A 26,995-nucleotide genomic window follows, 5' to 3' on the forward strand; every position below is an offset into this window, starting at 1 on the left:
GCCGGCATATCCAAGTTACTGCCCCACGGAACACGCCATCACCGATGCGAGAGAATATTAACCAGCCTGCCGCAGGGATCGCGCACATAGAAGCGCCGCACGCCCCAGGGTTCATCGGCCGGCCCGTATTCGACGGCGAAACCGGCCGCCTTCATGGCCTCGAGTGCCGCATCGACATCGTCGACCTCGATCGACAGGTCCGGCGGCGTGCCACACCCGCCTTGCGCCATGAAGCTGACCTGCACCTGCATCATCTCCCCAGAGCCGTACGTCACGATCCAACCCTGGTTCATCAGGATGTCGAGGCCGAGCACGTCATGGTAGAAACGTCTCGCTGCCGCCGCATCCTGTGTCTCGACATTGGCCACGATGCGCCGGACCTTCATCGTCTTGGTCCTCTCAGGCTGTCCGCCGCAGCGCCGTCACCTCGATCTCGATCTTCATTTCCGGCTTGTTGAGCCGGCACACGATCATCGTCGCCGCCGGCCTGATGTCGCCGAATGTCTCGCCGAGGATCGGGAAGACCACGTCCACGAAGGCCTGGTCGGTGATGTAGTAATGCGCTCGCACCACATCTGACATCTCGAAGCCGCCGTCCTGCAACGCCTTGCCGATCGTCGCCAGGCAGTTGCGCGTCTGCGCCTCGACCGTCTCCGGCATCGTCATGGTGGCATAGTCGTAGCCGGTCGTCCCGGACACGAAACACCAGTCGCCCTGCACCACGGCGCGCGAATAGCCGGCGGTTTTCTCGAAAGGCGAACCGGTCGAGATGAGCTTGCGCATGAGGGACCTCGCATTGTTGCAGCTACTCTGTGGCGAAAACGCCGATCCTGCCATGGGCCAATGCGAATGGATCGGCGGTGCAGGACCGGGCCAGCCCCTTTCCCGCCATGCTCTTCCAGGACTCCATAGCAAGGATGTCGGCGGTGGCGGCATTGCAATTTCTGCTTGCATTTGGGAACAAAAACAGAACTGTATAGTAACCGCAAGGGCCGTCGCAGCAACTCCGGGGGGAGCATTAGACCATGTCACGCCGAACGAGCGCGCTGGCGCGCGCTGCTATTTCAATTCTTTTGCTCTGGACGTCCTCTGCGCTGACCGCGATTGCAGTGCTCGGCGTGGCGACCACGACGACGCTCGCCGACAACGCGGCGAACGGACAGAGCGCCGCTGCGGCCGCCCAGGCCGAGACCCGGCCCGCGGCCAAGCTGAGCGCGAGCGAACATATTCCGCCTGTCGATTCGAAGTTGGCGAAGCTGATCGACGATGCGGATCCCCGCGTCCTGGTCGCGGTATCCAAAGGCGATAGCCTCGCGCACGAGGGTAAGTACGACGAAGCGATCAAGGCCTACGAAGAGGCCATCGCGATCGCTCCTGAGAGCCCGCTTCCCTATCTCGGTCGCGGCAGGGCCTTTGACGGCAAGAACGACTATACCCGCGCCATCGCCGACTACGACAAGGCCATCGCTATGGTTCCGGATATGGCCGCGCCGCTCATGCGCCGTGGCATGGCCAAGGCCGCCGCGGGCGACGCGGTCGGCGCGCTTGCCGATTGCATCGGGGCCGCCAGGCTCGATCCAAAAGCGAGCGGCGCCTACTTCTGTTCCGGAGCGGCCTGGTACGCCACGGGCGACCTCAAGCGAGCGATCGAGGCTTTTTCAGTGGCGATCGAGATCGATCCGAAAGACGCCGCCAGCCATTACGGACGCGGCATGGTGCAAGCCGACGGCCAGAACTATGCCGAGGCCGTTGCCGACTTCGACCAGGCGGCAAAACTCGACTCGCACAATCCAAACTACGCGGCCGCCCGCAACGCGGCGCTGGCGGTCCAGGCCAAAGGCGGCGCCGGCGCGAATGCGATTGTACCACCCTCGAAGAAGCTCAGGGCTTTCGTCGATCGCGGCTATGCCTTCTACCACAAGGGCAAATATGATCGTGCGATCGCCGAATACAACAAGGCGATCGCGCTCGATCCGAAAGATGTCTCGGCCTATGTCGGGCGAGGCATCGCGCTGGTCGACAAGGGAAAGTATGACGCGGCGATCGAGGATTATAACAGGGTAGTCGAACTTAATCCCGATTATTCAGACGTTTACATCGGCCGTGCCGTCGCGTGGACCAAAAAGAATGAGCCGGATCGCGCCATAGCCGACTTGAGCCGCGCCATCGAGCTCGATGCCAATTACGCGCCGGCCTATTTCGGACGTGGCAGCGCCTTCATCGACAAAGCTGACTACGACCGGGCAATTGCCGATTTCGATCAGGCGCTGAAACTCGACCCCGGGATGGCGCTTGCCCGCAAGGGCCGAATGATGGCCGTGGCGGCGAAAGACAAAGCCGCGGCAACCAAGCCTGCCGGTCAGGCTCGAAACAAAATCGTCGAGGACGCTATCGAGCAGGGCACGATCTGGCGCTCCCAAAATCAATTCGACCGCGCGATCGAGCAGTACGACATGGCGGTAGCCGCCGACCCATCCAATGCCGGCGCCCATACCTTGCGCGGTTTCACCTTTGCGTTGAAGGGCGACCTCGACCGGGCGCTGTCCGACTACAACAACGCGATTAAGCTCGATCCAAAGTCGATCGACGCCTATTTCTACCGTTCCGCCATCTGGCGGCAGAAGGGCAAGATCGACCGCGCCATTGCGGATCTGAGCACCATCATTTCGTTGCAACCGGCCAATGCCGACGCTTATGTGCTACGCAGCCGGGCCCGCGCTGTAAAACACGATTGCGATGGCATCATCGCCGATTCGACAAAGGTGATCGGGCTGCGGCCAACGGATCCGGAAGCATGGTTCAATCGCGGATTCTGCTGGAACAGGAAGAAACAATACGACCGCGCCATCGCCGATCTCGACGAGACTCTACGCCTCGATCCAAACTACACCAATGCCCGCAAGGAGCGCGATGATGCGACTGCTGCGAGAGCGGCAGACAAGCAGACGCCAACGACCGGGGCCGCAGCAACGGCGCACAACGCCAAAAAGCGTGGCATAGCCCTGTACAACAAGGGTCAATACGACCTTGCGATCGCCAAATTCGATCAGACGTTGGCGCTCGAACCCGACGATGCGGAGGCTTTCGGATATCGCGGTCTCGCGTGGGGGCAGAAGGGCAATTACGATCGCGCCATAACGGACTACGGCAGCGCGATCGCGATCGAGCCAAAAAACAGCAGCTATTATTCCGCACGTGGCTTTGCCTGGACGGCCAAGAACGACCACAAACGTGCCATCGACGACTTCGGCAAGGCAATCGAGTTCGATCCCACCTACCCCCTCCATTTCCACGCTCGAGCGATCAGCCGGATGACCATCGGCGATTACGACGGCGCCATAGCAGACTATGACAAAGCTATCAGCCTTAGTCCGGGCGTTGCCAAAATGCGTGTCGAACGCGGTATCGTCTGGATGGCCAAAGGCGATCCGAAGCGCGCTCTGGCGGATTTCGACATGGCGATCCAGATCGATCGGAACGGTCCGGGCGGCTACTTCGGCAGAGGTCTCGTGCAGGCACGCGCGGGCGATCACGACGGCGCAATCGCCAACTTCAATCACGCGATCAAGCTTTACCCCAACTATGCCGATGCCTACACTTTCCGAGGCCGCTCCTGGGAGGCAAAAGGCAATCACAAGCGTGCCGAGGCCGACCGCAAGAAGGCGTTGAGCCTCGGCGCAAACTAAAGCTTGTCCGGTTGGGATTGCGAGCAGCTTCGGCCGGCCCATGGCCGGCTCCGAGCGGCAAACGCCGCAATCGATTTTGACATTGAAGATCTCGCGCGCCCGCTACCGTGAGGTGCTCTACCTGCGGCACCGGCTCAGGGGGTCTGCATTGCCCGCCATGCGTCAGCCGGGTTGGCCATTGGCCGATTCAGCCGTTTCTCCGGTGAAGACGACCCTTGTGCCTTTCTGCACCTCAAGGGCGAGGTCTTCGGCATCCCAATTGGTCAGTCTGATGCAACCATGCGAAAAGGTCTTCCCGATCTTGGCTGGTTCGGGCGTGCCGTGAATTCCGTAACTTTCAATGGATAGGTCGATCCACACCGATCCGACGGGATTGTTCGGCCCTGCGGCGATGGTGAAGGGCCTTTTGGTTCTTACCCCCTTGAAGGCGAAGTGGGGATCATAGTGATAGGTGGGATTGTGGACCACGCGTACGACTTGTGTCTCGCCGCTCGGCGCCGGCTTCTCTTCGCTCCCAATCGAGGCGGGGTAGACCGCAACCACTTTGCCGGAATTGTCGAGAACGCGAACTTGGCGCGCGGCCTTGTCGACCTCGACGCTGGCAACGGCCGAGGGCGGATCGCCTCGGTCGATAGCCGGCACCAGCAACTTTGCGCCCGCCGTCCTGAAGCTGACGCCCGAGTTGAGCTTCCGTAGCAATTGTTCGCTGATGTGGAAGTGCTCTGCGATCCGTTCCAGCGAACTGCGATAGCCGAGCCTGCGCAGGCGAGCCATTCTTTCCATACTGGCCGGAATGCGCTTGGTAAACGGTCCACGCACGTCCTTGCGCGTCAGCTCGTAATTCACGAGAACCGCGCCTGGTGAGGTTGCGACGAGCTTGTCCCAGGTCTCCCGGTTGAGCTTGCCATCGGCGGGCAGCGCGTTGGCCGCCTGAAAGGCCCGGACCGCCTTGGTGAAGTTCTCCGCCTGGCGGCCGTCAATGAGGCCAGGCGAGAACCGCGCGCGATCCAAAAGGATTTGTGCCTTCAGCGTGGTCGCATCGGCGCCCTTCGGTGCGTCATCGCTGAATTGAGCATCGTTGACGGCGGCTGCGTCCAGCTTTGCCGCCTCCGTGGCGCCAGATGCGAAGGCGAACAAAACAAGCGCCAGAAGAACGAGCCTGACCATCAATGTTACTCCAGGCACTGCCGCGCGAAGCTGCTTCTATGACGCGGCGCGGCCGATCTGGTTCCATTTGTCCCAGCGAATATTGCCGCTGACGCGGTTTGGGCAGAAGGCTATCCTCGATCTCCGTGCCGGCGACCGGCGGCCCTCAAAGGAAGAACAAACCGCAGTCCTGCGAGCGTCCGCAACAGTGGACGGTTGTCGCGCATAGGCCGGAGGAAATTCGCCCCTGCGGACGGTGAACAGGACAGCCGTAGGAGCGTCAGCATAGCGCCGGCCGCAGGACGGGACCCGGGACCGACTGTCCCGGTCCGCGGTGGCCCCTTGACCCTGTTTTCGCCGGAAATGCTCTAGCTAATTCGCCGACCCCAGCGCCTTGTCGAGCGCTTCCTTCACATCGGCCGGCCATGTCGTTAGCGCCGGCCAGGCGTTCGGTTGGCCATTGTCGCCGCGGCGGGCGAAGTAGAGCTGGTGCTTAGCCGGGTCGACGGCCATGAAGCCGTCATTGCCGCCGCAATCATGCGGCACGCAACCGCTGGCGTAGAAAGCGCCGGACGCGGTCTTTTCCGTGCCGCCGCCGACCAGCAGGCTGGTCGCCATGTCGGGCATGTCCTTGCCGAGCAGCTTTTCGGCTTCCTTGTAGACGGCCTCGTTGTGGAAGGCGTCGATGATGTTGTCGTATTTCGACGGGTCGATATCCTTCCAGTCGGTGCCCGGCTGCGGCACGTAGGTCAGATTACCTGAAATGGTCAGCCCTGTGGTCGGCGACCATTGCAAGGCCGGCTTCTCGTCACCGGGCAGCAAATAGGGCACGAAATAGATGGCGCTGTCGGACACCGCCGAGGGCGGCGCGCCGCACTCGTCCTGCTCCACGGTGGTGCTCTGGATCTCGCCGCCTTGCGGCTTCCAGACGATCACCTTGGCCGGACCGCACTGGTTGCCGCCATCGCCGACATCGATCAGCGCGACGTTGACGTCACCGATCTTGACGATCTTGTCGAAGAAGACGTCATAGTTGCTGGCCAGCTGTTTGCCGTCATAGGACAGCACCTTCTCGCCGTCCTGCTCCGGCTGCGTGATGGTCAGCTGGCCGCCTTCGAACGGGATCGGCGCCTGCTTGTCGTCATCGGCAGCGTTTGCGGTATCCGTGTCAGCAGCCGGCTTCTCCGCCGAAGGGGGTGTCTGGGTCTGCGTTTGCGCAAACGCGGTGGGCGCCACCGACAAGGCCAGCCCGCAAACGCCGGCAAGAAGCTGATGTCTCATGACTGTCCCTCCCTCGGTCGCCGCTCGGCCCGAAAGGACCGGTCTATTCGCCGCTCACGCCCAGGGGCGCAGTTCGGCGTTCTTCTTCTCGAACGAGGCGATGGCGCCGGCCTTTTCCATGGTCAGGCCGATATCGTCGAGCCCGTTGAGCAGGCAGTGCCGCTTGAAGTCGTCGAGATCGAATTTGACCACGCCGCCGTCCGGACCGCGGATTTCCTTGGCTTCGAGATCGACCGACAGAGTGGCGTTGGAGCCGCGCGAAGCGTCATCCATCAGCTTCTCCAGATCCTCGGGGCTGACGGTGATCGGCAGCACGCCGTTCTTGAAGCAGTTGTTGTAGAAGATGTCGGCGAACGAGGTCGAGATGACGCAGCGTATGCCGAAATCGAGCAGCGCCCACGGCGCGTGCTCCCGGCTTGAGCCGCAGCCGAAATTGTCGCCGGCGACGAGAATCTGCGCCTTGCGGTAGGCCGGCTTGTTGAGCACGAAATCCCGATTTTCCGAACCGTCGTCATTGTAGCGCATTTCGGCGAACAGGCCCGTGCCAAGCCCGGTGCGCTTGATCGTCTTGAGATAATCCTTCGGGATGATCATGTCGGTGTCGACATTGACGATCGGCATGGGAGCGGCGACGCCGGTGAGCTTGGTGAATTTTTCCATGGCTTTGGCCCGTGTTTTTCGTTGCGGGGGATTTTCTGAGGCCCGGTTTACACAAAGCCGCGGCCAAATAAAAGGCAACTGTTTGCGCGCGCCGGCACGAAGGTGCCGCACAAAACAGCTTCGAATTCACCGCCCGATGGTGCAGTCTGGTCCCATGGCAGAAGACTCCCACGTCCTCTACGCGCGCGAACCAGCGCTCGGCATTCCCGAATTCCGCCGTGTGCTGGTGGAATCCGGTCTCGGCGAGGTCAGGCCCGTCGATGACGAGGCAAGGCTGAAGGCGATGCTGGAGGGCGCCAACCTGATCGTGACCGCCCGTCTCGACATGGAAGCCGCGCCGCTGATTGGCGTCGCCCGCTGCCTGACCGACTTTTCCTGGGTCTGCTACATCTCCGATCTCGCCGTCTCGGCCAAGGCGCAAGGCCTGGGCATCGGCAAGGGGCTGATGGACGAGGTGGCCCGGCAGCTCGGACCGTCGGTCGCCATCAGCCTGATTTCGGTGCCCGACGCTGTCGGCTTCTACGAACGCATCGGCATGCAGCGCATGCCCGACGCCTTCTGGATCTCCCGCAAGCGCTGATTTCTTCTCCTGTTGCCGCCTACGGCCGGCAACGGCGCGCGATCTTATCGCTTGACATGCAATCAAATGGTTGCATATTAGAGGCATGAGCATGGATGCAGTCTTTCGCGCGCTGGCGGACCCGACACGCCGGCAATTGCTGGACAGCCTCCATGCCATAAATGGACAGACGCTGAATGCGCTGTGCGCTGAGATGGCCATGACCCGGCAGGCGGTGACCAAGCACCTGGCGATCCTGGAGGAAGCAAACCTCGTCACCACCATCCGCAAGGGACGCGAGAAAGAGCACTATCTCAACCCGGTTCCGATCAACGAGATCGCCGAACGCTGGATCGGCAAATTCGAGCGGGGGCGGCTGACCGCCCTCAGCGATCTGAAGAAACGCCTCGAAAGGGAAGACTGATGAGCAACAGCTTCGTTTACGTGACCTATATTCGCACCACGGCCGAAAAACTCTGGGAGGCGCTGACCGACCCGGAGTTCAACCGGCAGTTCTTCCTCTGCTCCTATCAGGAGAGCGAGTGGAAAGTCGGCTCCAGCTGGAAGCTGATCTTCCCCGACGGGCGTGTCGCCGACAGCGGCGAGATCCTCGAAATCGACCCGCCACGGCGCCTGGTCATAAAATGGCGCAATGAATGGATGCCCGAGGTCAGGGAAGACGGCTACACACGCTGCACCTTCACCATCGAGCAGGACGGCGAACTGATGAAGCTCGCCGTCACCCATGAAGCGGACGGGCCGCACAGGCTGATCGGCAATGTCGCCAAGGGCTGGCCGCTGGTGCTGGCCAGCCTGAAGAGCCTGCTCGAGACCGGCCAGGGGTTCGAACGCCCGCCGTCAAAAAACTGAAGGCTCGTTTCGACTGCGAAACGAATTTGATGTGGAGATATCCATGATGCACGCTCTCAGGGTGCGGAGCATGACCAACGGCGACACCGTCATGGCGTCCGCCGAAATGGAAGCACCGCCGGAACGCATCTTCGAGGCGCTGGTCGGCAAGGAAGTCGAGCAATGGTGGGGGTCAGCCGACACCTACCGGATGGTCGACTGGTCGGCCGACCTGCGCGTCGGCGGCCGTTGGAACGTTATTGTCCGCACGGCCGACGGCACGGACCTGCCGGCGAGCGGCGAATTCGTCGAGATCGAAGCACCGCGCCGGATCGTACAGACGCGGGCCTATGCATGGGACCATCCCACGCTTGGCCGGCGGCAAACCACGGTAGCCTGGCTGCTGCAGCCGATTGCCAGGGGCACGCGCCTCACCATCTGCCATGGCGGCTTCGCCGGGCTGCACGAGGCGGCGGCCGAACATGCAGAGGGGTGGGCGCGGGTGCTGGCCTGGCTTCAAGCGCATGTCGAGGCCGGAAGACTGGCGGCGTGAGCAGCAGGTCGTTGCTTTGCGCAGCCTCTGTCCTTGACCCACACCTCATTCGGCCCACATCCCACGCATGGGAAAACAGGCATGTTTCATAGGCACGGCCGGCTGGGGCATTCCGACACGATGCAAGAATGATTTTCCGCAACCCGGGTCGCATCTAGAACGCTACGCCCGGCACTTTCCGGTCGTCGAGATCGACACGTCCTTCTACAAGCCGCACCGCCGCGAGACCTATGAGCGCTGGGCACGCGCCGTGCCGGAGCACTTCCGCTTCGCCGTCAAGGTGCCGAAGGCCATCACCCATGAGCGCCGTCTCGTCGACTGCGGTGACGACCTTTTGGAAAGCTTTCTCCGGCAGGTCGAAGGTCTCGGTGCAAAGCTGAGCGTGCTTCTGGTGCAGCTCCCGCCGAGCTTGCCCTTCGAGCCGGATGTCGCGAGCGGTTTCTTCGACATGCTGAGCACGCGAACGCAAACCAGGCTGGTCTGTGAGCCGCGCCATCCCAACTGGTTCGAACCGGACGCCGAAGCGCTTCTGGCCAATCGCCGGATCGCGCGTGTCGCCGCCGACCCGACTCCGGTGCCTGCGGCCGCAGCGCCGGGCGGCTGGCCCGGCCTTGCCTATTTCCGCTGGCATGGCGCGCCGCGCGTCTATTACTCGGACTACGACGACGAAAGCCTCGATCGATTTAGCCGGCAAATGGAGGAGGAGGCGGCTTCCGGTGCCGAGGTCTGGGGCATCTTCGACAACACGGCCGCCGGCCATGCGCTCGGCAACGCACTTAAGGTTGACGCGATGATGGCGCAGACGCTGGAGGGGCAGCGCCCCCCTCTGCCCTGCCGGGCATCCCCCCCTCAAAAAGGGGGGAGATTGGTAGCTTTGATGCCGGCGCGTTCTCTTCGACGTTGAAGATTCGCGAAACCGTCGCCACATCCGATCTCCCCACTTGAGGGGGAGATGTCCGGCAGGACAGAGGGGGGCGCTGTCCCGCCGGCATCAATCGTTCTTGCTCCCTCAAATCACATTCAACTCCCGAAACGCCCGCCCTTCAGCGACGCGTCCATACCCGAACGCAGAGCAGTCGATCGTCCGATACCCGCCATGCACCAAAAACTCGGCCAGCGCCTTGCCGACCGCAGGCGCCTGCTGCAGGCCGTGGCCGGAGAACCCGTTGGCGAACAGGAAATTCGTGACCTCGGGATGCGGGCCGATCACCGCGTTCTGGTCGAGCGTGTTGTAGTCGTAGTGCCCGGCCCAGGCGCGGGTCGGTTTGATGGCCTCGAAGGCCGGGATGCGGGTCGCCAGCACCGGCCAGATCACCTCTTCGAACAGCGGCCAGTCGACGTCGAAATCCCCGGGGTCGGCCGGGCCGTCGCCTTCTTCCGGCTCGGCGCCGCCGGTGAGGTAGACCTGGCCTTCCGGCCTGACATAGATGCCGGAGGGATCGACCAGCAGTGGCATGTCGGCATATTTCTCGCGCGCCTCGAAGACGAAGACGTTGCGCTTGCGCGGCTCGACCGGCAGTGCCAGCCCGGCAAGGGCGGCGACCTTGCCGGCATTCGGTCCGGCGGCGTTGATGACGGTGCCGGCCTCGATCCGATCGCCATTGTCGAGGCTGACGCTGGTAACGCGGTCGCCTTGCCGCTCGATGCCGGTGACCGAAGCGCTGATGAAGTCGATCCTCTTCTGCCGCAGCGCCTTGCGGAACAGCATCAGCATGGCATGGGCGTCGAACCAGCCTTCGCCTGTCCGGCCATAGGCGCCGGCGGTGATGCCTTCGGCCGACAGCCAGGGGAAGCGGCGCGTCAGCTGGTCGGCGTCCTCGAGCAGGATGTCGGCGCCCTCGGCGACCTGCGCCGCGTGATTGGCCTTCAGGATCGGCAGCCCGGCCTCGCCGGCAAGGATGAGATAGCCGCCTTCGCGAAAACCGATATCGGCGTCCGCACCGAATTCTTCCTTCAGCCGCCGGAACAGTCTCAGCGTGAATTGCGACAGGCGGATGTTTTCCGGAATCGAGAATTGCTGGCGGATCGAGGCCATGGACAGCGTCGTCGCCGCATGGGCGAATTGCGGGTCGCGCTCGATCAGCGCGATTGAGCCGGAAAAACCCTCCTCGCGCAGATAGTAGGCGACCGAGGAGCCGACGATGGCTCCGCCGATGATGACGATGTCGTAGCGCACTTTTTTCTCCGATCCGCCGTCCGTCTTACGCGACCGGCAAAGTGATCTCGAAGCGCGTGCCGCGCTCGGAGTCAACCAGTCGGATCGTACCATCGTGCGCTTTCAGGAGGGCCAGCACGATGCCGAGGCCCATGCCGGTGCCGCCGGTAGAGCGGCGCGTGGTGAAGAATGGCTCGAAGATGCGCGCCCGGTTGCTTGGCGAAATGCCGGCGCCATCGTCGCTGACCACAACCGTCGCCTTGCCGCCGGCGCTTGCGGCAATAATCGAAACTTGCGTCGCGCCGTGCCTGGCGGAATTGTCGATGAGATTGCCAAGCACGATTGCTCCGTTCTCGGCCGAGATGCGCAAAGCCAGATCGCCGCCGGCCTCGACCCGAACCGCCGGCCTGGTGTCGAGGGGAAGCAGCGCCAGCGCCGCACCAACCGAGGTGCTTTCGCCGCTCGGCGCGAGGTTTTCGGCCCGCGCCAGGTCGAGCAACCGGCGGACCAGCAAATTGAGCCGCCCGGCATCGGTGACGATATTGTCGGAGAAGCGCCGCCGCTCGTCATCGTCCATCGCCGAGCCGGAATCGCGCAGCAGTTCGGCAGCGCCCTGGATCGCCGTCAGCGGCGATTTGAGTTCATGCGAGACGTGGGTGGCAAAGGTCTGGATCGAGTCCGAGCGCGCCTGCAGTTTCTCCGCCATGTCGAGGAAGGCAGCGGACAATTCGGCCATTTCGCGCGTGCCGTGGTGGTCGAGCGGCCGGATCGCGTCGCGCTCGCCGGCGGCAATGCGCTGTGTGCGGTCGATCAGTGCATAGATCGGCCGGCTGACGGTGCGCAGGAAGACGAGGCCGATGAGCAGCGTGCCGCCGAGGATGGCGATCGCCGCCGCTGTCACCTTGCCGCGTTCGCCATAGAGATGTTTTATGATGTTGTTGGGCGTCCGCGAGACATAGACCACGCCGGCGACCTTGCCGTCGACGGCAACCGGCAGGGCGACGAAGACGCGCACCCTGGTGCCGCGGCTGACAGAATAGAGCGGCGGCGCCGGCTGGTTGGGGATGCGTAGCCTGAGCGCGCTGGCATAGCGCCCGGCGAGCGCCTCACGCACCTCCTCGACCCCGGCAAGCGACTGCCCGACCTCGTCGCGCCCGGCAATGACGACGCCTGTGGGATCGAGCAGCCGGAAGCCGGCCAGCGTGGTTTTCTGCGTCGCATCGAGAATACCCGACAGGCGCGCCCCGATAGCGGCAAAGGTGGGATCGGCCGTGGCGGGCATCCCCGCCGGCCGGGTCGCAAGCACGTAATCCGAGGCGAGATCGAGCTGCGGCTCGATCGGCCGATAAGGCGAATCGGGATTGGCGCCTCGGCTCGCGCTGCCGTTGGCCGGCGGGATTGGCGCGCCGAGCTTTTCCGGCGAAATGCCGCCGTCGTGCACCTCCTGCGCATAGATGGCGGCGATGGCCGCCCCTTGCGCGATCAGCTCCGCCTCGGTCTGGCGGATCAGCTGGTTCTCATAGAGGCGAAAGAAGAACAGGCCGACCAGCGGCAGGGCCATCACCAGCATCAGGATGGCGACGACGACCGTGGCGAGGCGCGGCCGCCATTTGCGGCCGATCCACTTGCCGCCCATCCATTTTCTGGAAGTGGTCAGCCGCATCGGCCGAGCCGGAAACCGACGCCATGCACGGTCTCGATGGCATCCAGGCACCCGACCGCCGCCAGCTTGGCGCGGATGTTGCGGATATGGCTGTCGACGGTGCGGTCGGCGACATGGATCTTGCCGGCATAGGCATTGGCCATCACCGCGTCGCGATCGAGCACATGGGTGGGCCGCGCCAGAAACCCTTTCAGGATCGAGAATTCTATTCCGGTCAGGGCAAGCGGCTTGCCATCGAAGCCGGCGCCATGGCTGGCCGGCATCAGCGTGAGCTTGCCGTGGATAAATTGCCGGTCGTCGGCCGGTTCGGGTGCCGCCGGGCGGGCGCGCCGCAGGATGACGTTGACCCGGGCGACCAGTTCGCGCGGGCTGAACGGTTTGGTGACATAGTCGTCGCCGCCCATTTCGAGCCCGAGGATGCGATCGATCTCCTCGTCGCGGGCGGATAGGAACAGCACCGGCACATCTGACGTGTGGCGCAGCCGCCGGCAGACCTCCAGCCCGTCCATCTCCGGCATGCCGATGTCGAGCACGACAAGGTCCGGTGTGCGCCGTTCGATCGCCTGCAGGGCGGCGGCGCCATCGGACACGGCAGCCGTTTTCATGCCGGCCTTTTCCAGCGCGAAGCAGATCACTTCGCGGATATGCGGGTCGTCGTCGGCAACGAGGATGTGATGCGGCATCGGTCAGCGGCCCGGCACAGGTTCTGCGATGCCAGGAGTAACGATCGGCCGCCTGCTGTCGAGATAGCGAAGCAGGCGCCAGTCGCGAAAACTCCAGCTCCGCCAGTTTTCCAGCCCGGGAAACGCGCCCGGACCGAGCGAGCGCGGATACCAGGCGTCGAGGGGAATGCCCTGGCCGGTCATTTCGAGGGGAGTGCTCGACATTGTAATTGGCGATCAGCGTTGCGAAATCGATGAAACAGCAGGCATCAAGCGCTAGGGATAACGTCGGAAGATTGGCGGACCGCAGCCATTCTGGATTTTCCAGCACGATACGGGCGCAAAAAGGGGATGACAATTGCGGCGGGCTTCGCGCGTGGCGGATCGACCAGCCACCAGCCTTCGCTGCGCAGCCGATAGGGCAGACGGGGTTTTGCTCGCTTGTGCATGCCGCCTGTCTCGCAGGCTGGCAGGGAGGCCGCAGGGCGGATTCGAGGAGGTTTTCGGCAATCGCGTGCAGTTTTCGTGCAGGGGCCGAGTCACTCGCCCCTCCGAATGTCAGCGCCACCTTCGACGGTTGGCTTGCGTCCGGCACAATCGTATGGCTCGCCGAAGCGATTGCAGCACGCGCTTGCCTCGACCAACCACACGCGGCATAGATCGGACATGGAAACCTACCGCCCGCGCCGCTCCGTGCTCTATGTCCCGGCCTCCAGCGACAAGGCGCTGGCCAAGATCGCGCGGCTTGCCTGCGACGCCGTCATCATCGACCTCGAGGACGCCGTCGCTCCCGCCGACAAGATCGCTGCGCGCGAAAAACTGGCCGGCATTTTCGCCAACCGTCCTGATGCCGGCCACAATGGCCGGCGCTGCGAGATGGTTGTGCGCGTCAATGCGCTGTCCAGCGAATGGGGCACCGAGGATCTTGCGGCGGTGGCCAAGGCAGAGCCGGACGGCATCCTGCTGCCCAAGGTCGACACGCCGCGCGACGTGCTCGAGGTCGGCGACGTGCTGGACGACAATCTTGCTCCCGATAGTGTGAAACTATGGGCGATGATCGAGACGCCCAAGGCCATGCTCAACATCGGCGCCATCGCCGAACTCGGCCGCGATCCCGCCTCGCGGCTGGATTGTTTCATTGCCGGAACGAATGATCTGATCAAGGATACCGGCGTGCTGGCGACGCCGGACCGCGTCTATCTCCTGCCATGGCTGATGCAGATGCTGCTGGCGGCGCGCGCCGGCGGCCTCGACATGCTCGACGGGGTGTTCAACGATTTTCGTGACCCGGACGCGTTTGCGCGCGAGTGCACGCAGGCCGCCGCCATGGGCTTCGACGGCAAGACGCTGATCCATCCATCGCAGATCGAGGCCGCCAACCGTGCCTTCGCCCCGTCGGCGCAGGCGCTGGCCGAGGCGCGCGCGGTGAAGGATGCCTTCGCGCTGGCGCAAAACAGCGGCAAGGGCGTCATCGCGCTGAATGGCAGGATGGTCGAGCGACTGCATCTGGCGCAGGCCGAAAAACTGCTGGCGAAGGCTGCCGCCATCGGCGCATGATATTCGTCGGCTTGGGATACACGACAGGAATGGACGATGAAACTCTACCGCTTTCTCACCGCCCCGGACGACGCCAGCTTCTGCCACAAGGTGACGGCGGCGCTGAACAAGGGCTGGCACCTGTTCGGCTCGCCGACCTACGCCTATGACAAGAAAACCAAGACCATGCGTTGCGGCCAGGCCGTGGTGAAGGATGTCGACGGCCAGGAATACGGGCCGGATACCAAGCTCAGCGACTGGTAGCCGATGGCAAAGAGAGCATCAGGCGGCATCGGCAATATCAAGGCGCACGACAAGTCCGGCCAGTGCGGCAAGATTGATCAACGTGTCCAGACTGAAATTCGTGATCCTGCCCCGCAGGAGGTCGCTAAGGCGTGGCTGAGTAATCCCGAGCCGGTTGGCTGCTTCGGCCTGGGTAACGTCCCAACTCCGCACCCGCTGTTCGATCGCGATCAGCAAGTTGGAGCGCATGGTCATGTTGGCGGATTCGGCCGGAGTATCCTCCAGCGCGTCCCACACGTTTTCAAAACTCTGACGTTCCATCGTCCTACCTCCACTAGATTTGCCTGAGCCGGGATGTGGCAAGATCCAATCTCGTTTCACCGTCTGTTGCGTCTTCTTCTGGAAGGCGTGCAGCACAAGACAGCGTCGCCTATGCTCGCGACGTAAAGCACCCGGAACGCGCCGGCGTCATCGCGGACGCGGATTTCCCGCACACCCGGCCGACCGTCGTCATTGGCTTCCAGTCGCTTGGTTCAAGTCCGAGTTGCACCTTATGCAGCTGGACGCCTGTTTCCTTGCGCGCCGCCTCTGGAAAATCCCGGAGCTGGGCAAGAGAATCTCCGAGGAACTCTAAGCGCTTCATCACTGGCATTGGCAGAGTTATATCAAAACTTGTATAATCGTGCAAGACAGTGAGCCGCCAGCGGCCGATTGATAACTATAGCGACGGCTCACCGACCCACGCTGCGACCAGGCAATGGTCGGGGATATCGACGTTCAGGAATACGGGCCGGACACCCAGCTCAGCGAAAGTAGGGAAAGCCCTCCTCCTTCGTCCTGCTGGAGCAGACAAGGAGCAAAGCGAGGCGGCGCAGACCCCTGGGGTGACGAAGATGCGCCTACTCAGCCGCCTCTTCGATTCGCTCCATGTCATCGTCCGACAGGCCGAAATGGTGGCCGATCTCGTGGATCAGCACGTGGGTGACGATGTCGCCCAGCGATTCCTCGTTTTCGGCCCAGTAGTCGAGCATGGCGCGGCGATAGAGGGTGATGCGGTTCGGGCCTTCGCCGGTCTGCGGGTTCCAGCGTTCGGCGATGCCGCGCCCCTCGAACAGGCCGAGCAGGTCGAACGGCGTCTCCAGCGACAAATCGTCCATGATCTCGTCGGTCGGGAATTCGGCGATCTGGATGACGATCTCGCCGGTCAACTTGCGAAAATCCTCCGGCAGATGGGCGTAGGCCTCCAGGGCCAGGAACTCCAATTCCTCCATCGAGGGCGCAAGTTCGCCATGCCAGGTGCGGGTCTTGTAGATGCGGGCCATGCTTTGTCCTTTGATCCCGGCATATAGGCTTTCGCGCTGGCCCAGGCAAATGGCGTGGCAATTTCTGGTCCAGTGCCTTTGCCAATGCCGGGGAATCGCGTAGGGGTCGGTTCCGGCCATGTCTCAAGGAGCTTTCATGCCGGACCTTTCCACACTTGGACTTTTCGCGATTGCCTGTCTCGCGCTGACCGCGACGCCGGGGCCGGACATGCTGTTGATCGCTTCCCGTAGCGCCAGCCAGGGGCGCTCCTCGGGCCTGGCGACCTATGCCGGCATCGCCTCTGGCACCTATTGTCATGCATTGGCCGCCGCCTTCGGCCTGTCGCAACTCTTCCTGGTCGCGCCCATCGCCTACGACATCGTGCGCTATGCCGGCGCGGCCTACCTCGCCTATCTCGCCTTCAAGGCCTTCCGCGCCGAGGGAACGGCATTTGCACCGGTTTCCGGCCTGCCGCGCTATTCGCGGGCACGCATCTTCCGACAGGGATTGCTGACCAACCTGCTCAACCCGAAAATGGCACTGTTCGTGCTCGCGCTCTTCCCGCAGTTCGTGCGTCCCGAGGCTGGGTCGGTCGCGGCGCAGATCCTGGTGCTGGCGACCGTGCTCAATTTGATCGGACTGATGATCAATGGCCTGGTCATCCTGACCGCGAGCCGGATCGGCGCTGCCTTGTCGAAACGGACGCGGTTCCAACGGGCGTCGCAAATTCTGCTGGGAACCGTATTCACGGGGCTTGCCGCACGGCTGGCCTTTGGCGGCCAGCGTTGATCCTCGGAAGTGTGACGCCGTCTCATTGACGAATACGTTGGCGATTGGCGAGGAAACGCCCGTCACTTCGTCATTCTGGGGCGGAGCAGGGAGCGCAGCGACGCGGCGCAGACCCCGGAATCCATGCCGGGACTCCGGTGCGCTGCCACGGGTGCAGAATTTTGCTCGGCTGCACTTCACGGCCAAGGTCGTGGCATGGATCCCAGGGTCTCCGCGACGCCGCTGCGCGGCTGCTTCGTCCATACATGACGACCTCATGGTGACGTGCGGACATGTCGGACTCGTGTGTCGATACGCGCAGGAATAAATTCCTTATGACTCCGCTTGACTCTTCCGGACCGCTCTGGAATCTATAGGAACATAACAAGAACAACTGGAAGCTGACCGTCATGGCGATGACCGCCGTGGCGCGGGAGACTGTTTTTGCCCTGCGCCGCCAGATCGCGAAAATCGAGGGAACGCTGCCCGAGCGCCTGCAGGCGCCGGCGGCGGCGGCCCTTGATGCCGGCCCCGGCAGCGATCTGACGATCGTCCGGCGCGGGCTTGCCGCCGCCTTGCCGGATACTTTCCTGCCCATCGGCGTCGAGCGGCTCGATGCCGCGCTCAGCGGCGGCCTGCCGAAAGCCGCCTTGACCGAAATCCATGGGCTGGAAACCCGCGACGCGGGAGCCGTGGCCGGCTTCGCTCTGTCGCTCGTCAGCCTGATCCTCAACCAGGCGCAGGGGCTGCCCATCCTGTGGATCGGGACATCGGAAATTTTCCATGAGGCCGGCTTTCCCTACGCCAGGGGGCTGCATGCCTGCTTCGGCATCGAGCCCGGGCAATTGCTGTTTTCCGAGGCGCCCAGGCTTGTCGATGCGCTGTGGGTCGCCGAGGAGGCGGCCCGCATGACCGCACTTGCCGCCGTCATCCTGGAAATCCGCGGCAATCCGCAGCGGCTGGACCTGACCGCGACACGCCGGCTGCATGCAAGGGCGCAAGCTGCCGGCCGGCCGGTGTTCCTGCTGCGGCAGGCGGCCGAGCCCGAACCGACGGCGGCGCCTGTCCGTCTGATCGCCGCGTCGGCGCCGGCCGTGCCGCGCGCCACGGTCGCCGGGCCGCTCGCCGGCTCGATCGGCCACCCCGCCTTCGCCATCAGCATCGGCAAGAGCCGCACGGCCCTGCCTGGACAATTCACACTGGAGTGGAACCCCGATGAACGCAGATTCGATGAAAGAAGGGGCGACGAAAGACGGAAATGGGCAGAGAATTCTGTCCCTGTGGTTTCCCTATCTCGCGACCGAAAGGATCCTGCGGCAGCGGCTGGGGAAATCCTGGCGTTCCCAGCCGTCGGATCATCCGTCGCCATCTCACCCACCGCTCGTGATCAGCCACCGCCAGGGCAACGCGCAGCGCATCTCGGCCCTCGACGAGCGGGCTGAGGCGCTACACCTGAAGCGCGACATGGGGATTGCCGATGCGCGCGCCATGCATCCGTCGATCGACATCGTCGAAGCCGATCCGGAGGCCGACCGGCGCCTGCTCGAGGGCCTTGCCGACTGGTGCGACCGCTACACGCCGCTGGTGGCGCTGGACAGCATCGACGGCCTGTTCCTCGACGTCACCGGTTGTACCCATCTGTTCGGCGGCGAACGCGCCATGCTCGACGAAATCCTGTCGCGCTTCCTCCACCAGGGTTTCGACGTCCGCGCCGGGCTTGCCGGCACGCCCGGGGCGGCCTGGGCGGCGGCACGCTTTTGCGGCGACCGCATCGTTCTATCGGGCGGGGAGGAAGCCTTGCTTGCTCCCTTGCCGCTGGCCGCCCTTCGCATAGCGCCGGAAACCCGGACCAGCCTGGAAAGTGTCGGGCTGCGCACGGCGGGCGCCGTCATGGCCGCGCCGCGCGCGCCGCTCGCCCGCCGCTTCGGCGCTTTGCTGCTCCAGCGCCTCGACCAGGCGCTTGGCCGTCTCGACGAAGCGATCTCGCCGCGCCTTCCCGTCGCGCCGCTTTCGGTCGAACGCCATCTCGCCGAGCCCGTCACGCTGACGGAAGAGATAGAGCGGCTGGTGGGCATGCTGGCGACGACCTTGAAGGCCGACCTCGAACGCCGCGGCGAAGGCGCCCGGACGCTGGCGCTGCTGCTCTTTCGCGTCGACGGCGCCGTCAGCCGCATCGCGCTCGGCACCTCGCGGCCGATGCGCGAACCCTTGCTGATCCGGAAATTGTTCCATGAGCGGCTGGCAGCACTCGAGCAGCATATCGACGCCGGCTATGGCTTCGACCTGGTGCGCCTCTCGGTGCTGGCCGTCGCCGCTTTCGACACGCAGCAGACCGATCTGACCGGTGAAGCGGCCGATGACGGCGCCGACATCGCCCTGTTCGCCGACCGTATCCGCGCCCGCCTCGGCGAGGGCGCGGTTCTGCAGCCGGTTCCCGTGGAAAGCCATCTGCCCGAACGCGCCGTCGCCATCGTCCCGTTCAGCGAGGCGCCGCGCCGGACCACGCCGCCGAGGAAGCCGGACAGGATGCAGGCGCCGATGACCATTTTCCCGCCGGAACGGCCGATCCGGCTGTTCCGCGCGCCCGAGCCCATCGATGTGCCGGCCACCGAAATGCCGGAGGGACCGCCGCTGCATTTCCGTTGGCGCCGCGCGCTTTATCGCGTTACCCGTGCCGAGGGTCCGGAGCGCATCGCCGCCGAATGGTGGCGCGAGGCGCCAGGCGATCCGGCGGCATCGACACGCGACTATTTCCGCATCGAGGATGCCGATGGCCGCCGCTACTGGCTCTACCGGCAAGGCCTTTACGGCGGCGTCTCGCAGATCCCGCCGCGCTGGTTCATGCACGGGGTCTTCGCATGAACGCGCTGACCGTCATCCCCTATGCCGAATTCGGCATCCAGTCGAACTTCTCCTTCCTGCGCGGCGCCTCCAAGCCGGAAGAACTCGTGGTCGCGGCCAAGCTCATGGGCTTCTCCGCGATCGGGCTCGCCGACCGCAACAGCGTGGCCGGCGTGGTGCGCGCCTGGCAGCAGGCCAAGGTCGAAAAGCTTGCCTATCATCCCGGCTGCCGGCTGGTTTTTGGCGACGGCACGCCGGACATTCTCGCCTATCCCAGGGACCGCAAGGGCTGGGGGCATCTGTGCCGCATGCTCACCCAGGCCAATCTGCGTGACGAGACCGAAAAGGGCGCCACCCTGCTCCGGCGCGGCGACCTGCTCGAATGGGGGGACCGGACGTCGCTGGCGGTCCTGCCCGATCTGGAGCAGGGCGCGCAGGACAGCCTGGCTTTGCTCCGCCAACTCCAGGACCGCTTCGGCAGGGCCCTGCGGCTCGGTGTGTCGCCCTGTTATGCCGGCCATGACCGCTTCCGGATCGAGCAGGCGGCGGCGATAGCCCAGAGCACCGGTATCCCGCTGATGGCGACCAACGATGTGCTCTATCACACGGCCGAACGCCGCCCGCTGCAGGACGTGCTGACCGCGATCCGCCTCAATGTTCCGGTCGCCGAAGTGGGGCTGGAACTGACCGCCAATGCCGAGCGTCATTTGAAGCCGCCGCTGGAAATGGCGCGCTTGTTCCGCCGGCAACCGCAGGCGCTGGCGGAGACGCTGCGTTTTGCGCAAGAGCTGACCTTCTCGCTCAGCGACCTCCAGTACAATTATCCGGACGAGCCGACGGAATCGGGCCTCGGGCCACAGGCAGAGCTGGAAAGGTTGGCAAGGGAGGGAGCGGTCAACCGCTACCCGGCAGGTGTGCCTGAATCCGTGACCAAGCGCATCGAGGAAGAGCTCGTTCTGATCGAACGCCTCAACTATGCCCGTTACTTCCTGACCGTCTACGACATCGTCAAGTTCGCGCGCAGCAAGGATATTCTCTGCCAGGGGCGTGGGTCAGCCGCCAACTCGGTCGTCTGTTTCTGCATCGGCATCACCGAAGTGGGGCCGGAAAAAATCGATTCGCTTTTCGAGCGCTTCATTTCCGAGGAAAGGAACGAACCGCCTGACATCGACGTCGATTTCGAGCACGAAAAGCGCGAAACCGTCATCCAGTACATCTACGAGAAATACAGCTCCAAGCGCACCGCCCTTGCCGCCGCCGTCATCAGCTATCGCGGCCGTTCGGCGCTGCGCGAAGTGTCGAAGGCGATGGGCCTGTCGGAGGATGTCCGGGCATCGCTTTCCGGCTCGATCTGGGGCTGGTCGACCTCAGGACTCGGCGAGAAGGAGGCGAGGGCCGGCGGCCTCGACCGCAGCGATCCCATATCGCGGCATGTGATGGAACGCGCCAACGAGATCATGGGCTTCCCCCGTCATCTCTCCCAGCATGTCGGCGGCTTCGTCATCACCAGGGACCGGCTCGACGAGATCGTGCCCATCGTCAAGACGGCGATGGACGAGCGCAAGATGGTCGAATGGGACAAGGACGATCTGGATTCGGTGAAGATCCTCAAGGTGGATATCCTGGCGCTCGGCATGCTGACCTGCCTGCAACGCGCATTCACCCTGCTCACGGACCATTATCCGAAGGCACGAGATGAATTTGGCCGGCCCTATGTGCTGGCCACGCTCCCGGCGGAGAACCAACGTGTCTACGACATGATCTGCCGTGCCGATACGCTCGGCGTCTTCCAGATCGAGTCGCGCGCGCAGATGTCGATGCTGCCGCGTCTCAAGCCACGCGAGTTCTACGACCTCGTCATCGAGGTGGCGATCGTACGCCCCGGCCCTATCCAGGGCGACATGGTCCACCCTTATCTGCGTCGCCGGCAAGGCAAGGAAGAGGCCGAGTATCAAAAGCCGGAGCTGGAAGCGATACTCGGCAAGACGCTTGGCGTGCCATTGTTTCAGGAACAGGCGATGAATATCGCGATCGTCGCCGGCGGTTTCAAACCGGGCGAGGCCGACGAATTGCGCCGCGCCATGGCCACCTTCAAGCGCACCGGCACCATCGGCAATTACCGCCAGCGCATGATCGACGGCATGGTCGGCAAGGGCTACACGAAGGACTTCGCCGAGCGCTGTTTCAAGCAGATCGAGGGTTTTGGCGAATACGGTTTTCCCGAAAGCCACGCCGCATCCTTCGCGCTGCTCGTTTACGCCTCCTGCTGGTTCAAGACCTTCTATCCCGACGTGTTCTGCGCCGCGATCCTGAACTCGCAGCCGATGGGGTTTTACCAGCCGGCGCAGCTGGTGCGCGACGCCCGCGACCATGGCGTCGACATCCGCGAGGTCGACGTCAATTTTTCCGTCTGGGACTGCACCCTGGAAAAAGCGCCTTTCGACCCGGCCCGCATCCTGCCGCGCCATGCCGAAATGCGCGGTGTCATCGAGACAAGCCATGCGCTGCGGCTCGGCTTCAGGCAGATCAAGGGACTTTCCAAGGAACGCATGGAGGCTTTCGTCGAGCGGCGCGGCGCCGGCTACTCGACCGTCCGGGATGTCTGGCTGCGCTCCGGCCTCAATGTCGACGAGATCGAGAAGCTGGCGCAGGCCGACGCCTTTCGGTCCATCGGTCTCGATCGCCGCGCGGCACTTTGGCAGGTCCGCGCGCTCGACGGCAAGAGTGCCGCCGAGAAGCTGCCGCTGTTCGACCAGCCGGCGCTCGGCCTGCGCGAGCTGGAGCCGCAGACGAAGCTGCCGAAAATGCCGCTCGGCGAGCATGTCATCCACGATTACCGTTCGCTTGGCCTGTCGCTGAAGGCGCATCCGGTCGCCTTCCTGCGCGAGCGGCTCGACCGCGCCGGCGTTACCCCCAATGCCAGCCTGCCATCCGTGCGCGATGGCAGGCGGGTCTCCGTTGCCGGTCTGGTTCTGGTGCGCCAGCGCCCCGGCAAGGGCAATGCGATCTTTCTCACGCTGGAAGACGACAAGGCCGTCGCCAATGTCATCTTCTGGGAAAGGACTTTTACCCGCTTCCGGCCCATCGTCATGGGCGCGCGCTTCGTCAAGGTCAGCGGGAAACTGCAGTCGGAATCAGGTGTCGTCCATATCGTGGCCGAGAAGATCGAGGACCTGACGCCCTGGCTGACCGTGCTCCTGGAAAAGGTCGGTGCAGCCGCACTGCCGGCCGCCGATCCTTCGGACCGCTCCAGCCAACCCGCAATACGGCCCGCAATACAAAAAGCGGGACAGGACCTCGCTATGCTGTCGGAAGAAGCGGAAAGGGTCATGCCCAAAGGGCGCAATTTTCAGTAGGCCTGCCTTTCGTCATCAAGCGCTGGCGGGACAGCGCCCCCCTCTGCCCTGCCGGGCATCTCCCCCTCGAGGGGGGAGATTGGTAGCTTCATTGATGGCGCTTCTCTGTCAACGTGAAAATTGGCGAAAGCCGAAACAACAGCCGATCTCCCCCCTTGAGGGGGAGATGTCCGGCAGGACAGAGGGGGGCGCCGTAGAACACCGACCTCAATGTCCGGCCACGCTCTATGACGCTGAACTGCCCGGCCCGCCCAGCTTTGGCGGCGACAGCACATCCTCGGCCGAGATGGTCCGCGCTTCCGAAGGAAGCATGATCGGGATGCCGTCGCGCACGGGATAAGCGAGCTTGGCGATCCGCGAGACCAGCTCGCCACGTTCGGGATCCCAAGCCAGCGGCCCCTTGGTCAACGGGCAGGCCAAGAGCTCCAGCAGCTTCGGGTCGACGCTGGTTTTCTTTCCATCACGCCCATCCGCCATTGCGTCCCCTTTCCAACTCCAAGCCTGCGTTCACCTTACTGCAGGCTCGAGCCGAAATCCTCATTCTCGCGCGCCAGCGTCATCTCGGTGATGGCGATCAGCGTCTCGGCCCGCGTCTTCAGGTCCGCGGCCTCCAGCAACGCCTGCTTCTCGGCCGGTCCGTAGGGCGCCATCATCGACAGCGCGTTGACCAGCATGGCGTTTTCGGCGCGGCTGACGCTTTCCCAGTCGGCTTCCAGATCATTGGCCTGCAGATAGGCGCGAAACGCCCGCAGCAGCGCCGGCCGGTCGATCTCATCAGCCGCCTGCTCCTCGTCGAGATCGGCGAGGAAGGGCGCCGGCTTGCATTGGCGGAACGGCGTCTTGACCGTCAGCTCGTGGGCGATGCGGAACCGGCACACGCCTTGCAACGAAATCAGGTAGCGGCCGTCGCCGGTCTCTGAAAAGGCGATGATGCGGCCGATGCAGCCGACATTGCAAAGCTCCGGCTCGCCATCCTCGCGCAATGCGCCATTGAGGCCGGGCTGGATGATGCCGATGACGCGCGAGCCGGCGACCGCCTCGTCCACCATCTGCAGGTAGCGCGGCTCGAAGATGTTGAGCGGCATGCGGCCGCCCGGCAGCAGGAGCGCGCCCTCGAGCGGAAAGATCGGGATCGTCGACGGCAAATCCTTGGCGAGCCGGTAATGCGCGTTTCCCGCTTGCACCTCGTTCCTCCGATCGCTTCATTGCGAAGCGTCAATCCTGCCCTGTCTATCTGGCGCTCAGGCCCGACGCCACAAGCCCGTGCGACAAAACAACCGACAACCGGCTCAGGAAAACAGCAATGCCGACAATTTGCGGCGCGCCGCAAGCGTCGCCTCGTCGGTCATGCCCCAGGCCTCGAACAGCTGCAGCAGCTGCGTCCTGGCGCCATCCTCGTTCCAACTCCGGTCGGCCTTGATGATGGCCAGAAGGTTGTCGGCGGCTGCCGTGCGCTCGCCCTTGGCGTTCTGGATCATGGCCAGATCGAAACGCGCCTGATGATCCCTAGGGTTTTCGGCCAAGCGCCGTTCGAGCTCGGCCGGATTGCCCAACGCCGCCGCCTGCGCGGCCAGCGCGATCTTGGCGCGCAGGGCAGCCAGCGGCGGTGCATCCTTCTTGGCCTCCGGCGCTGTTGCCAGGAGCGCCTCGGCACCCTCGGTGTCGCCGGCCTCGAACAACAGGTCGCCCAGCCCGCCAATTGCCTCGACCGTCTCCGGCGCCTGCGCCAGGATGGCGTCATAGATGTCGGCGGCGGCCTGCATGTCGCCGGCATCGCGGGCTTCGGCTGCTGCGGCCAGGGCCTCGGCCACCGGCGGCGCGCCATTGCCCTTGCCGCCGACCTTGGTGATGAATTCGTTGATCTGGCTCTCGGGGACGGCGCCCATGAAGCCGTCGACCGGCTGGCCGTCCTTGAAGGCGATGACCGCCGGAATCGACTGGATGCCGAGCTGGCCGGCGATCGAGGGGTGGTCGTCGATGTTCATCTTGACCAGCTTGACCCTGCCGCCGGCGGCCTTGACCGCCTTTTCCAGCTGCGGGGTGAGCTGCTTGCAAGGTCCGCACCACGGCGCCCAGAAATCAACCAGCACCGGCTGACGGCGCGATTCCTGGATGACGTCGGCGGCGAAGGCGGCGGTCGTCGTGTACTTGATGACATCGCCGGCGGCAGGGCCCGCGGGCGCATCGCCAAGCGCGGGTTTCGCCGGGGCCGGCGCCGTTCCGCCATACTGCACCGTCGTGGCATACTGGCCGCCATTGTTTCCGAATGATCCGCCAAACGGATTGTTGTCGCTCATCTCGTCACCCTTTTCGGTCGCGCCGCCAGCCCGGCTCGGCGCCATGTCTCAATTGGAAATCGGCTTCGCCATCCATGTGGCGATCATGCCGAGACTTTCAAGATAGCAGCATCGTGCCCGGTTGCCTCGACGAATCTGATGAGGTCGGCCGCCGCGATCGATGTCGTCGCCTCGTTGGTCAGCGGATGCGCGTTAATGACGGAATGGTCCATCAAATCCTTGTCGAGCACCAGCTTGACCCTGTTTTCCCTGTCGTTGATGACGCCGAAGACGGTGACCGCGCCCGGCGTGACGCCCAAAAGCTCCATCAGCATCTCCGCCTTGCCGAAGGAAACCCGGCTGGCGGCGCCGATCAGTTGGTGGATCTGCTTGAGATCGACGACCGCTTCCTCGCCGACGGTGACCAGGAAGAAATTGTCCTTCTTGTCCTTCAGGAACAGGTTCTTGGTGTGCCCGCCGGCGATTTCGCCGCGCAGCGCCTGCGAATCGGCAACCGTGTAGAGCGGCGGATGGCGTATCGTCGAAACGGTGATGCCCAGTTCGGCAAGAAAGGCCATCAGTTCGGCTTCGGTCTTCGGCATCGATCTTCTTCTCGTCCGTTTCTCGGGCCTTGCCGTTTACGGCCAATGAGGCGGCCGACACAAGGCCGTCGCGCAAGGGGCGATGAAATCGGCCCATCGCAAGCGGTTTGCCGGCATCGTTCGGGAGGTTGCAAAAAGCCTGTTATTCCCTGTTGCAATCGCCGCGCTCTTCAGCCATATAGGCCCGGCTTGCGGCCAAGACGCCGTGTGAGCGGGTGTAGCTCAGGGGTAGAGCACAACCTTGCCAAGGTTGGGGTCGAGCGTTCGAATCGCTTCACCCGCTCCAGTTTCCTCCCAGGGAATCAAGCATCGAAATGCCGCGGTCCGCCGCGGCTTTTTCGTTTTCTGGAGGCAGCGGCATTGTCAGTGTTTGGCACCCGCCGTGTCGCCGGCGGCATCCGCGCCAGCCTGCTTTCGTCCGGCGGTCAGTTTGCCGGACTCGAACTCTTCGACCGCCTTGTCCCAGCAGGCCTTCTCACGGTCGGGCATCAGGCCTTCCCGTTCCCAGAGTTCGTGGGCCCGTTTCCGGATATGCGCGACACGTTCTTCCTGGCTGATCACCACGGCCGTATTCCCTTGGATTTCCTGAGGAAGCAACCGGACAGCGCCTGAAATGTTCCATCCGGATGTCGTCAAACTCGGCAGGTCGAACACTTCATCCCAGGATCGCGGTTCGATGCGCTTTGCCTTCAGGCGCTCTTGGCCTGTCCAACGTTCGTCATCCCGGGGCGGAGCAGCCGCGAAGCGGCGTCGCGAAGACCCTGGGATCCATTCCGTGACCTCGGCCGGGGAATGCAGCGGAGCAGAATTCTGGACCGCTGCGGCGCGCAGAGGTCGCGGCATGGATCCTCGGGTCT

28 protein-coding genes, 1 tRNA gene and 1 pseudogene are annotated in these 26,995 nt (G+C 63.9%); 13 read left to right on the forward strand and 17 right to left on the reverse strand.

All coding sequences use genetic code 11. From position 1 onward, the window contains the following. Positions 1 to 38: 38 nt before the first annotated feature. Positions 39 to 386, reverse strand: a complete 348-nt coding sequence (locus FJW08_RS29845) for a VOC family protein (protein WP_140764851.1) — start codon at positions 384 to 386, stop codon at positions 39 to 41. A gap of 13 nt (positions 387 to 399) precedes the next feature. After that, complete coding sequence (locus FJW08_RS29850; protein WP_140764854.1) at positions 400 to 783, reverse strand: RidA family protein; 384 nt, start codon at positions 781 to 783, stop codon at positions 400 to 402. Between the two features lie 242 nt (positions 784 to 1,025). Between FJW08_RS29850 and FJW08_RS29855 the strand changes: the two genes are divergently transcribed. Next, positions 1,026 to 3,686: a tetratricopeptide repeat protein gene (locus tag FJW08_RS29855; protein ID WP_140813437.1), complete on the forward strand. Its 2,661-nt coding sequence runs from the start codon at positions 1,026 to 1,028 to the stop codon at positions 3,684 to 3,686. Positions 3,687 to 3,848: 162 nt separating this feature from the next. On the opposite strand, the gene FJW08_RS29860 is transcribed toward FJW08_RS29855, so the two are convergent. The 3 genes from FJW08_RS29860 to leuD form a co-directional block, all read right to left on the reverse strand. Continuing rightward, positions 3,849 to 4,853: a L,D-transpeptidase gene (locus FJW08_RS29860; protein WP_140813438.1), complete on the reverse strand. Its 1,005-nt coding sequence runs from the start codon at positions 4,851 to 4,853 to the stop codon at positions 3,849 to 3,851. 351 nt (positions 4,854 to 5,204) lie between these two features. Beyond that, positions 5,205 to 6,113 (reverse strand): hypothetical protein, encoded by a 909-nt coding sequence (locus FJW08_RS29865; RefSeq protein WP_140813439.1) that lies wholly within the window; start codon positions 6,111 to 6,113, stop codon positions 5,205 to 5,207. A 54-nt stretch (positions 6,114 to 6,167) separates the two neighbouring features. Then, entirely contained in the window at positions 6,168 to 6,773 is a 606-nt protein-coding gene (leuD, locus tag FJW08_RS29870; protein ID WP_140813440.1) for a 3-isopropylmalate dehydratase small subunit, read from the reverse strand. A gap of 154 nt (positions 6,774 to 6,927) precedes the next feature. Here leuD and FJW08_RS29875 point away from each other — a divergent pair, with 154 nt between their 5' ends. From FJW08_RS29875 to FJW08_RS29895, 5 genes are all read left to right on the forward strand, one after another. Continuing rightward, positions 6,928 to 7,353 carry a GNAT family N-acetyltransferase gene (locus FJW08_RS29875; RefSeq protein WP_140813441.1) on the forward strand — a complete coding sequence of 142 codons (426 nt, stop codon included), beginning with the start codon at positions 6,928 to 6,930 and terminating at the stop codon, positions 7,351 to 7,353. 85 nt (positions 7,354 to 7,438) lie between these two features. After that, entirely contained in the window at positions 7,439 to 7,756 is a 318-nt protein-coding gene (locus FJW08_RS29880; RefSeq protein ID WP_140813442.1) for a metalloregulator ArsR/SmtB family transcription factor, read from the forward strand. After that, positions 7,756 to 8,202, forward strand: coding sequence for an SRPBCC family protein (locus tag FJW08_RS29885; protein WP_140813443.1), 447 nt, complete (start codon positions 7,756 to 7,758; stop codon positions 8,200 to 8,202). Before FJW08_RS29880 ends, FJW08_RS29885 begins: the two co-directional genes overlap by 1 nt. 43 nt (positions 8,203 to 8,245) lie before the next feature. After that, entirely contained in the window at positions 8,246 to 8,734 is a 489-nt protein-coding gene (locus tag FJW08_RS29890) for an SRPBCC domain-containing protein (RefSeq protein ID WP_140813444.1), read from the forward strand. Between the two features lie 67 nt (positions 8,735 to 8,801). Next, positions 8,802 to 9,638: a DUF72 domain-containing protein gene (locus tag FJW08_RS29895; protein ID WP_140813445.1), complete on the forward strand. Its 837-nt coding sequence runs from the start codon at positions 8,802 to 8,804 to the stop codon at positions 9,636 to 9,638. 105 nt (positions 9,639 to 9,743) lie between these two features. Here FJW08_RS29895 and FJW08_RS29905 read toward each other — a convergent pair whose 3' ends face one another. From FJW08_RS29905 to FJW08_RS33415, 4 genes are read right to left on the reverse strand one after another with little or no spacing between them, the layout of a single operon-like run. Then, a complete protein-coding gene (locus tag FJW08_RS29905) occupies positions 9,744 to 10,910 on the reverse strand; it encodes an FAD-binding oxidoreductase (RefSeq protein ID WP_140813446.1) in 1,167 nt (388 codons plus the stop codon). Positions 10,911 to 10,935: 25 nt separating this feature from the next. Beyond that, on the reverse strand, positions 10,936 to 12,552 hold the full coding sequence (locus tag FJW08_RS29910; RefSeq protein WP_140813447.1) for an ATP-binding protein: 1,617 nt from the start codon (positions 12,550 to 12,552) through the stop codon (positions 10,936 to 10,938). Beyond that, positions 12,543 to 13,235 (reverse strand): response regulator transcription factor, encoded by a 693-nt coding sequence (locus FJW08_RS29915; RefSeq protein WP_140813448.1) that lies wholly within the window; start codon positions 13,233 to 13,235, stop codon positions 12,543 to 12,545. The genes FJW08_RS29910 and FJW08_RS29915 overlap by 10 nt, the downstream gene beginning before the upstream one ends. A 3-nt stretch (positions 13,236 to 13,238) precedes the next feature. Next, complete coding sequence (locus FJW08_RS33415; protein WP_318013010.1) at positions 13,239 to 13,439, reverse strand: hypothetical protein; 201 nt, start codon at positions 13,437 to 13,439, stop codon at positions 13,239 to 13,241. Between the two features lie 441 nt (positions 13,440 to 13,880). Between FJW08_RS33415 and FJW08_RS29930 the strand changes: the two genes are divergently transcribed. Together FJW08_RS29930 and FJW08_RS29935 are read left to right on the forward strand one after the other, a co-directional pair. Further along, on the forward strand, positions 13,881 to 14,771 hold the full coding sequence (locus FJW08_RS29930) for a CoA ester lyase (RefSeq protein WP_140813450.1): 891 nt from the start codon (positions 13,881 to 13,883) through the stop codon (positions 14,769 to 14,771). 36 nt (positions 14,772 to 14,807) lie between these two features. Continuing rightward, complete coding sequence (locus FJW08_RS29935) at positions 14,808 to 15,014, forward strand: DUF1737 domain-containing protein (RefSeq protein WP_015314987.1); 207 nt, start codon at positions 14,808 to 14,810, stop codon at positions 15,012 to 15,014. Positions 15,015 to 15,032: 18 nt separating this feature from the next. On the opposite strand, the gene FJW08_RS29940 is transcribed toward FJW08_RS29935, so the two are convergent. The 3 genes and pseudogenes from FJW08_RS29940 to FJW08_RS29950 all read right to left on the reverse strand — a co-directional run bounded on the left by FJW08_RS29940 (position 15,033) and on the right by FJW08_RS29950 (position 16,315). Then, positions 15,033 to 15,314 carry an XRE family transcriptional regulator gene (locus FJW08_RS29940; RefSeq protein ID WP_140813451.1) on the reverse strand — a complete coding sequence of 94 codons (282 nt, stop codon included), beginning with the start codon at positions 15,312 to 15,314 and terminating at the stop codon, positions 15,033 to 15,035. Between the two features lie 13 nt (positions 15,315 to 15,327). Further along, positions 15,328 to 15,636, reverse strand: a pseudogene (locus FJW08_RS33420) (type II toxin-antitoxin system RelE/ParE family toxin). A 256-nt stretch (positions 15,637 to 15,892) separates the two neighbouring features. Beyond that, positions 15,893 to 16,315, reverse strand: coding sequence for a metallopeptidase family protein (locus FJW08_RS29950; protein ID WP_140813452.1), 423 nt, complete (start codon positions 16,313 to 16,315; stop codon positions 15,893 to 15,895). A 136-nt stretch (positions 16,316 to 16,451) separates the two neighbouring features. Between FJW08_RS29950 and FJW08_RS29955 the strand changes: the two genes are divergently transcribed. From FJW08_RS29955 to FJW08_RS29975, 4 genes are all read left to right on the forward strand, one after another. Next, positions 16,452 to 17,084 carry a LysE family translocator gene (locus FJW08_RS29955; RefSeq protein ID WP_140813453.1) on the forward strand — a complete coding sequence of 211 codons (633 nt, stop codon included), beginning with the start codon at positions 16,452 to 16,454 and terminating at the stop codon, positions 17,082 to 17,084. 389 nt (positions 17,085 to 17,473) lie between these two features. After that, positions 17,474 to 18,505 (forward strand): hypothetical protein, encoded by a 1,032-nt coding sequence (locus FJW08_RS33155; protein ID WP_140813454.1) that lies wholly within the window; start codon positions 17,474 to 17,476, stop codon positions 18,503 to 18,505. Continuing rightward, positions 18,447 to 19,925, forward strand: a complete 1,479-nt coding sequence (locus FJW08_RS29970; RefSeq protein ID WP_140813455.1) for a DUF6504 family protein — start codon at positions 18,447 to 18,449, stop codon at positions 19,923 to 19,925. The genes FJW08_RS33155 and FJW08_RS29970 overlap by 59 nt, the downstream gene beginning before the upstream one ends. Then, on the forward strand, positions 19,922 to 23,260 hold the full coding sequence (locus FJW08_RS29975; RefSeq protein ID WP_140813456.1) for an error-prone DNA polymerase: 3,339 nt from the start codon (positions 19,922 to 19,924) through the stop codon (positions 23,258 to 23,260). Before FJW08_RS29970 ends, FJW08_RS29975 begins: the two co-directional genes overlap by 4 nt. A 225-nt stretch (positions 23,261 to 23,485) precedes the next feature. Here the strand turns inward: FJW08_RS29975 and FJW08_RS29980 are convergent, their stop codons facing one another. The 4 genes from FJW08_RS29980 to FJW08_RS29995 form a co-directional block, all read right to left on the reverse strand. Beyond that, positions 23,486 to 23,737, reverse strand: coding sequence for a Trm112 family protein (locus FJW08_RS29980; protein WP_140813457.1), 252 nt, complete (start codon positions 23,735 to 23,737; stop codon positions 23,486 to 23,488). Between the two features lie 35 nt (positions 23,738 to 23,772). Next, complete coding sequence (locus FJW08_RS29985) at positions 23,773 to 24,444, reverse strand: LON peptidase substrate-binding domain-containing protein (RefSeq protein ID WP_140813458.1); 672 nt, start codon at positions 24,442 to 24,444, stop codon at positions 23,773 to 23,775. Between the two features lie 105 nt (positions 24,445 to 24,549). Then, the gene (trxA, locus tag FJW08_RS29990) at positions 24,550 to 25,557 is read right to left on the reverse strand and encodes a thioredoxin (protein ID WP_140813459.1); all 1,008 of its coding nucleotides are present in this window, start codon (positions 25,555 to 25,557) and stop codon (positions 24,550 to 24,552) included. An 83-nt stretch (positions 25,558 to 25,640) separates the two neighbouring features. Then, positions 25,641 to 26,138: a prolyl-tRNA synthetase associated domain-containing protein gene (locus FJW08_RS29995; RefSeq protein WP_140813460.1), complete on the reverse strand. Its 498-nt coding sequence runs from the start codon at positions 26,136 to 26,138 to the stop codon at positions 25,641 to 25,643. 211 nt (positions 26,139 to 26,349) lie between these two features. Here FJW08_RS29995 and FJW08_RS30000 point away from each other — a divergent pair. Continuing rightward, positions 26,350 to 26,424 (forward strand) — tRNA-Gly (locus FJW08_RS30000). Positions 26,425 to 26,501: 77 nt separating this feature from the next. On the opposite strand, the gene FJW08_RS30005 is transcribed toward FJW08_RS30000, so the two are convergent. Further along, positions 26,502 to 26,981, reverse strand: a complete 480-nt coding sequence (locus FJW08_RS30005; RefSeq protein ID WP_140813461.1) for a DUF2934 domain-containing protein — start codon at positions 26,979 to 26,981, stop codon at positions 26,502 to 26,504. Positions 26,982 to 26,995 lie beyond the last annotated feature (14 nt).

The organism is Mesorhizobium sp. B3-2-1 (assembly GCF_006439515.1).
GTDB lineage: Bacteria > Pseudomonadota > Alphaproteobacteria > Rhizobiales > Rhizobiaceae > Mesorhizobium.